5 protein-coding genes are annotated in these 7099 nt (G+C 36.1%); all 5 read left to right on the top strand.

From position 1 onward, the window contains the following. Positions 1–284 precede the first annotated feature (284 nt). The 5 genes from SM124_RS13810 (at position 285) to helD (ending at position 6862) form a co-directional block, all read left to right on the top strand. Positions 285–1529 carry an MFS transporter gene (locus SM124_RS13810; RefSeq protein ID WP_322447104.1) on the top strand — a complete coding sequence of 415 codons (1245 nt, stop codon included), beginning with the start codon at positions 285–287 and terminating at the stop codon, positions 1527–1529. A 107-nt stretch (positions 1530–1636) separates the two neighbouring features. Further along, positions 1637–2911, top strand: a complete 1275-nt coding sequence (gene kynU, locus SM124_RS13805; RefSeq protein ID WP_322447103.1) for a kynureninase — start codon at positions 1637–1639, stop codon at positions 2909–2911. A 14-nt stretch (positions 2912–2925) separates the two neighbouring features. Further along, entirely contained in the window at positions 2926–3555 is a 630-nt protein-coding gene (gene kynB, locus SM124_RS13800; RefSeq protein ID WP_322447102.1) for an arylformamidase, read from the top strand. Position 3556: 1 nt separating this feature from the next. Continuing rightward, positions 3557–4261, top strand: coding sequence for a tryptophan 2,3-dioxygenase family protein (locus tag SM124_RS13795; protein ID WP_322447101.1), 705 nt, complete (start codon positions 3557–3559; stop codon positions 4259–4261). 288 nt (positions 4262–4549) lie between these two features. Next, entirely contained in the window at positions 4550–6862 is a 2313-nt protein-coding gene (gene helD, locus SM124_RS13790) for an RNA polymerase recycling motor HelD (protein ID WP_322447100.1), read from the top strand. Positions 6863–7099: the final 237 nt, after the last annotated feature.

Here is a 7099-nt window from a genome sequence, read left to right as displayed (position 1 = left end):
TCCACTGCTTTCTTTTTAAAGGCAACATCATATGTAGTAACTTTCTTTTTCCCCATAAAAAAATCCCCCCATAGTAGACAGATTAGTGTGCTTTCTTTTTTCTGTCTACTATAAGGGGATCATATCACAATTAGGGTGTGTCCCTAAAAAAGTCATACTTTTTAAAAGGTATATTTTTTTTCGAATTCCGAAAGAATTTGGTTGCCAGTCATGTTCAGTAAGGAGTATCATTTATTCTAAGAGATATACAGAAAAATTTGAAAAATAGAAAGAAGCGAACAAATGTGGATCAACAACTCAGCAGGACAAATGAAAAGCTAAGTATTCGAAACGGTATAGCAACAACCGTAATTTTAAACATAAGTAACAACTATTTTGCCCTCTTTGCGATAAGTGTATTAGGGGTAACCAATTACCAAGTAGGATTAATGAGTTCCCTTCCTCAATTTATTGGGATGTTTGCCATGATTTTAGGGTCTTTCATCCTAAATCAGCTAAATGAAAAGAAGAAATTTACTGCCTATTCTTTTTTATTTACAAGGATTTTCTTATTATTAATGTTCTTCGTCATGTATTTACCAGCGGAATATCGAGGCTGGGTGTTTGTATTATTAGTCGGTTTGATGAACTTACCAGGTTCATTCGCAAATTTAAGCTGGCAATCCTTTATAGGGGACTTAATCCCTGACCAAAGAAGAAACTCTTTCTTTAGTGAAAGAAATAGAGTACTAACCATCGTTGGGATGATTGCTACTTTTCTGATAGGGATTATGTTACAGCAGTTTCAAGCGGATAGTCATTTACCTTTCCAATTTTTATTTTTAGTTGGATTTGTTGTCGGTATCATCGAAGTTTATTATTTATTGAAGCATAAAGAACCTAAGAGAGAGAAAATAAAAGAAGGGCGAAAAGTGATATTTGGTTGGCATGTATTTAAGCATAAACCATTTGTTTACTTTTTAATTTGTGGGTTGTTTTTCAACTTTGCTTGGCAAATGGCTTGGTCTTTATTTAGCATCTACCAAATCAAGTATGCTTTAGCTACAGGACTCTGGATTAGTTTGTTCGCCGTCGCTAACCAGATTGCTCAAATTGCTAGCTTTAAATGGTGGGGGAAAATGGCGGATAAACACAGCAATGCGAAAATGCTAATTTTAGTAGCCTTAGGGATGGGGTCGGCTCCATTTCTAACGATATTATCTACTAATCTATACTATTTAGTAGCTGTTAACGCTTTTTCTGGTCTATTTGTCTCGGGTACTGTTTTACTCCTGTTTAATCAACTTTTAGAAGTTACAACAGAGGATAACCGAAGTATCTGTATTTCTAACTATAATATATTGCTAGCCATCATCGCTTTTATCGCACCACAATTTGGAGTATTCCTTCTTGAAACATGGGGGATGACCACGGCCATGACCTTATCATCTATCCTAAGAAGTGGTAGTGCAATCTTTTTTATCGGTCTCTTTCTCTATTTAAAAAGCAAAAAATCTTTAGAAAACCAGCAAAAAGGTTTTGTCGTGTAACCAGTGTTTTTATAACACTGGTTATTTTTATACTGATATAACATTTTCAGAAAGATTTGACTTTTCTATCATTTTTGGCTTAATCTGTTTAAAGAGGAGGGATTACATTGTTTCAAAATGATAAAAGCTATGCAGAAAATTTAGATTTGCAAGATGAACTTTCTCCTTATAAGGATGAATTTTACTTAATGGAAGGTGCCATTTATATGGACGGTAACTCACTGGGGTTATTATCCAAAAGGGCAGAACAAACTTTAACAGACGTGATTCACTCTTGGAAAACACTTGGAATTGATGGTTGGATGAATGGAAATCATCCTTGGTTTTATATGGGTGAAAAATTGGGCGAGATGAGTGCGGATCTTGTTGGGGCAAAACCAGAAGAAGTAATTGTAACCGCTTCCACGACAACAAATCTACACCAGCTTGTTGCAACCTTTTATAAGCCAAAAGGGAAACAAACAAAAATATTGGCTGATGAATTAAATTTCCCGTCTGACATATATGCCTTGCAATCTCAAATCAGATTAAAAGGGCTTGATCCTAATGAACACTTAATACAAGTAAAGAGCAGAAACGGTAGATTCATAGAGGAAGACGATATTATTGAAGCCATGACGGAAGATATCGCTTTAATCGTCTTACCAACAGTTTTATACCGAAGCGGGCAGCTGTTGGACATTGAAAGACTGACAGCGGAGGCACATAAAAGAGGAATTTTAATCGGTTTTGATGGTTGTCATTCGGTTGGAGCGATTCCTCACCATTTTACTAAGTGGGGAGTTGATTTTGCTTACTGGTGCAACTATAAATATTTAAACAGTGGGCCAGGTGGTATTGGTGGCTTGTATGTGAATGAAAAGCACTTCGACCAGCTTCCAGGGCTAACCGGCTGGTGGGGTTCCCATAAACAGAAACAGTTTGATATGGAGCATCAATTCGTACCAGCAAATGGAGCTGGAGCATTTCAGATTGGGACGACGCATATATTAAGTGCAGCGCCGCTTATTGGTTCCTTAGAAATGTTTCAGGAAGTAGGAATGGAAAAAATAAGAATGAAGTCTCTAAAGATGACGAAGTATTTAATGGAACTAGTGGAGTATGAATTAGGAGATTATTCATTTACCATTGGGAATCCACTTGAGAATCATAGACGAGGCGGTCATGTTTCCCTTGAGCACGAGGAAGCAGCGAGAATTTGTAAAGCGTTGAAGGATGAAGGAGTGGTACCAGATTTCAGAGCTCCAAATGTCATCCGTTTAGCCCCTGTTTCATTGTATACCTCCTATGTAGATGTTTGGGAAGCGGTACAAATATTAAAAAGAATTATGGATGGAAAATGGTATGAGAAATACGAAAATAAACGAGAAGTGATCGCTTAGAAAGGGTTGTAGTTATGAAGTGGATTGATGTTACTAGAACTCTAACAAACTCGACACCGACTTGGCCAGGAGATACTCCTTTTCGTTATGAAGTCAGCTGGTCAAAAGAACAAAGTGGTTCAGTTAATGTCGGTAAGCTCACTATGAGCATTCATACCGGAACACATGTGGATGCGCCTTTTCATTTTAATAGTGAAGGCGAACGAATAGCTGATTTAGATGTGAATCTATATGTAGGAAACGCGAGAATCATTGATGTATCTGAAAAAGAGAGTGTGGGAGCTAGTGATTTGGCTGGTTTCAACCTTAAAGGTGTTGAACGTTTGATTTTAAAAACCAATTCGTGGGTAAATCCAGATGTTTTTCCTGATAAAATTACTTTCTTAAGAGAAGACATAGGTCCTTTTTTACACGAGTTAGGTGTCAAATTAATTGGGTTGGATGTCCCTTCTGTTGATCCATTGGATAGCAAGGAACTCCCTGCTCATCATAGTCTCCATCAAAATGGAATACATATTTTAGAGTCTCTTCAGTTAGACAATATGGAGCCAGGTGATTATGAATTGATTGCCCTTCCATTAAAAATAAAAGATGCTGACGGTAGCCCTGTAAGAGCGCTACTTCGGCCAATAGGAGGAATCTAAATTGGTAGCTGGAAATAAAAAGTTAACAGATTATGAAAAATATATTCGTACAGAGGAATTGTTAGGTTTACAAAAGAACGAAGAGGAGCAATGCTGCTCGGATGAATTAACCTTCCAAACGATTCACCAAATTGCCGAACTACATTTTAAACTGGTCATCCAATATATGAATCTAGCAAAAGATTTCATGGAGACAAGTGAAATTGGAAAAGCGACGGCTCAACTAAGAAGGGTGGATCTTCATTTAAAACATCTTCCTGAAGTGTTTAACATGGTCAAGGTGATTAGTCCAAGTGACTACCATATCATCCGTCTATCATTAGGACAAGGTAGTGGCCAGGATTCACCAGGATTTAATGATATTTTAAAATTAGGTCCTACATTATGGGCTCCGTTTGAATTACTGCTAAAAGAGCGTGGATTAACCGTTCTAGAGTTATTAAAAAATGGAGAAAGTCATTTTCCCTTGTTTGAATTAATGCAGGAATTAATTTCTGTGGATGAGAGTTTCCAAACTTTTAGATATAATCATCTCCAACTTGTACGCAGAATGATCGGCTTACAAACACAAAGTTTAAAAGGAGTTCCAGCACAAATGCTTGAAAGAGGCATTAAATTTGAATTCTATCCTGAATTGTGGAAGGGAATTTGCGAGTTAACAGACTTAACGGGATCAAGCTATGGGGCCAAACCATTAGATGAATAAAAACGGGAGGAAGCTGTTCGTGAAAAGGACAGCTTTTTTCCAATAAAAATAAAAAAACCATCTTGCATTCCCAACATTTGCATGCTAGAATGAGAAACGGTCGACTGTTTTTTTATTATTTTTTCTAGTGATAATAAATATCCTATATTAACATTAACACAATAATTTCCGGTTGTCAAACAAATAAGGAAAAATAATTTTTACTTTTTGTTTTACCGAGGAAACAGAAATGAAATGCACGGATATTGCGTAAACTGCAGTAGACTAATTTTTTTCGGGAGTGGTTACATGAGTAATGAACAAACAGTAAAGCTTGAGGAGCAGAAGCGAGTAGATGTGATTGTTTCAGAAATAAAAGAGAAACTTACAAACCTCACGGAACACAAAGAAAAAGTCAGTTCTGATGCTCTAGAGATACGCAAAACATTTTGGAACGATGTAACCATTAACTTCGATGAAGCAGACGATATAGCAGAAACATATTCAAGTATTAAGCAACAAGCTCAGCTACTTTCTGAACGAGACAGAAGTCAAGGGCAGCTTAATAAACAAATCCAAACATTATCAAGACTGAAAAATTCTCCTTATTTTGGTCGAGTAGATTTTAAAGAAGAGGGAGAAAAACAGGCCGAATCCATATATTTAGGAATTACCTCCTTTATGGATAAAGACGATGAAAACTTTTTAATTTATGACTGGAGAGCACCGATTTCCAGTATTTATTATGACTTTGCTCCTGGACCTGCCAACTATCATACCCCAGAAGGAACGATTGAGGGGAATATGGAGCTTAAAAGACAATTTATCATTAAGAATAGCAAAATAGAAGGAATGTTTGATACGGGGGTAACCATTGGGGATCAGCTTCTTCAAGAGGTTCTTGGTAACAACGCTAGTACACAAATGAAAAGTATTGTTGCGACCATTCAAAGAGAACAAAACCAGATTATCAGAAATGAAAAAAGCAAGGTGCTCATGGTTCAGGGGGTCGCAGGAAGTGGGAAGACTTCGGCTGCTTTACAGAGAGTTGCATACCTTCTCTATCGTTATCGTGGAATTATTACCTCTCAAAATATTATGTTATTTTCACCGAACCCATTATTTAATAGCTATATCTCAACTGTTCTTCCGGAGCTTGGGGAAGAGAACATGCAGCAAACGACATTCTTTGAGTATTTGGGCAGTCGAATTGAAAAGAGAATGAACTTAGAAGACTCTTTTACTCAGTTAGAGGATGTTTTAAATAGTGAGGGTAATAACCAGCATGATATCCGTTTAATGAATATCCAGCTCAAGTCTAGTCTTCTTTTTAAAGAAATGATTGAGAATTATGTAAAAAGCCTAGATATAAAAGGGATGGAATTTACTGACATCATCCTAAAAGGGACTGTTTTAGTTTCAAAGGAACAGTTAAAGGAAAAATTTTATACTTATGATCAAAGTTACTCAATCCCTAACCGGGTGGAATTACTTCAAGAATGGCTATTGAAAGAGCTAAGAAAGTTGAAGAAGTTAGAGAAAAAGAAAGATTGGGTAAGGGAAGAAATTCAGTTTTTAGATAAAGAAGATTTTCTTGATGCTTACAAAGAGTTACAGAGAAAGAAAGAGTTTAACCAAGAGAGCTTTGATGATTTTGAAAGAGAAGAAAAAATTCTAGCAGAAGTCTTGGTAAGCCGTTATTTTAAACCTCTAATTAGAAAAGTAAAGAAGATGAGGTTTATTAACTTTAAGAAAATTTATAGTCAATTGTTTGTTGGGGAACAGGATATACAAAAATGGAATGACATCAGAGAGTATACGTTATCGAGACTGAATGAAGATCATCTAAACTATGAAGATGCGACTCCATATGTATATTTAAAGGATTTAATTGAAGGTAGGAAAATGAACCTTTCTATCCGCCATGTGTTTATAGATGAAGCGCAAGATTATTCACCGTTTCAGTTTGCCTATATCAAACAATTGTTCCCACAAAGCAAAATGACGTTGCTCGGTGATATTAACCAAGGTATCTATACCCATTCCACTTACCAGAAGTCCATGCTTCAGGACACTGATTTTACTGAAGAAGATCAGGAGACGATCATATTAACTAGGAGCTATCGCTCTACTCGACCGATTGTAGAATTTACTAAAACTTTGTTGCACGACGGTAGTTTAATTGAAGCTTTTAATCGTGATGGGAATAAACCAACTTTTACTCAGGTTGAAAAGAAAGAACAGTTACAGGAGAGTGTTCTAGAAAAAGTAAAAGATATGCAAAGCAAGGGACATAAAACAATCGCGGTTATCTGTAAATCAGCAACAGAAAGTGCAGAGGCATTTGCCTATTTAAATCAACATTTAGATGTCCATTTAATGGAGAAAGGCACCATCACTTTTGAATCGGGAATTGTCGTCATTCCAGCTTATTTAGCAAAAGGGATTGAGTTCGATGCCGTCATTATTTACGATGCTTCTAATCATGTCTATGGCAGAGAAAGTGAACGTCGTTTGTTTTATACAGCATGTACTAGAGCGATGCATGAACTTCATTTATTTTCTATGGGAGAAAAGAGTTTTTTACTGAAGAATAGTGGAGAGTATTTGTATAGTTTATAATAAGGGATTTTGTCGAAAAAAAGATATATCGGAAAAAATGATGATATATTATTTGAAATCGATGATATCTTCTTCATTTTCGATGATATCTAACCTGAAATCGATGATATCCTTTAATTTCTAATGCTATCAAAGCAAAAATCGAGGATATCCTCTTCATTTCCGATGATATCTGATCTGAAGTCGATGATATCCTTTAATTTCTAATGCTATTCAAGCAAAAATCGATGTTGTCCT

The sequence above is a fragment of the Robertmurraya mangrovi genome (assembly GCF_034427655.1).
In the GTDB taxonomy this organism is placed as follows: domain Bacteria; phylum Bacillota; class Bacilli; order Bacillales; family Cytobacillaceae; genus Robertmurraya_A; species Robertmurraya_A mangrovi.
This window is presented reverse-complemented; position numbering and strand designations above follow the sequence as displayed.

What these genes read in the sequence shown, in the direction of transcription:
- helD (WP_322447100.1), top strand. Translation starts at nt 4,550, where the DNA reads ATGAGTAATGAACAAACAGTAAAGCTTGAGGAGCAGAAGCGAGTAGAT.
- kynB (WP_322447102.1), top strand. Translation starts at nt 2,926, where the DNA reads ATGAAGTGGATTGATGTTACTAGAACTCTAACAAACTCGACACCGACT.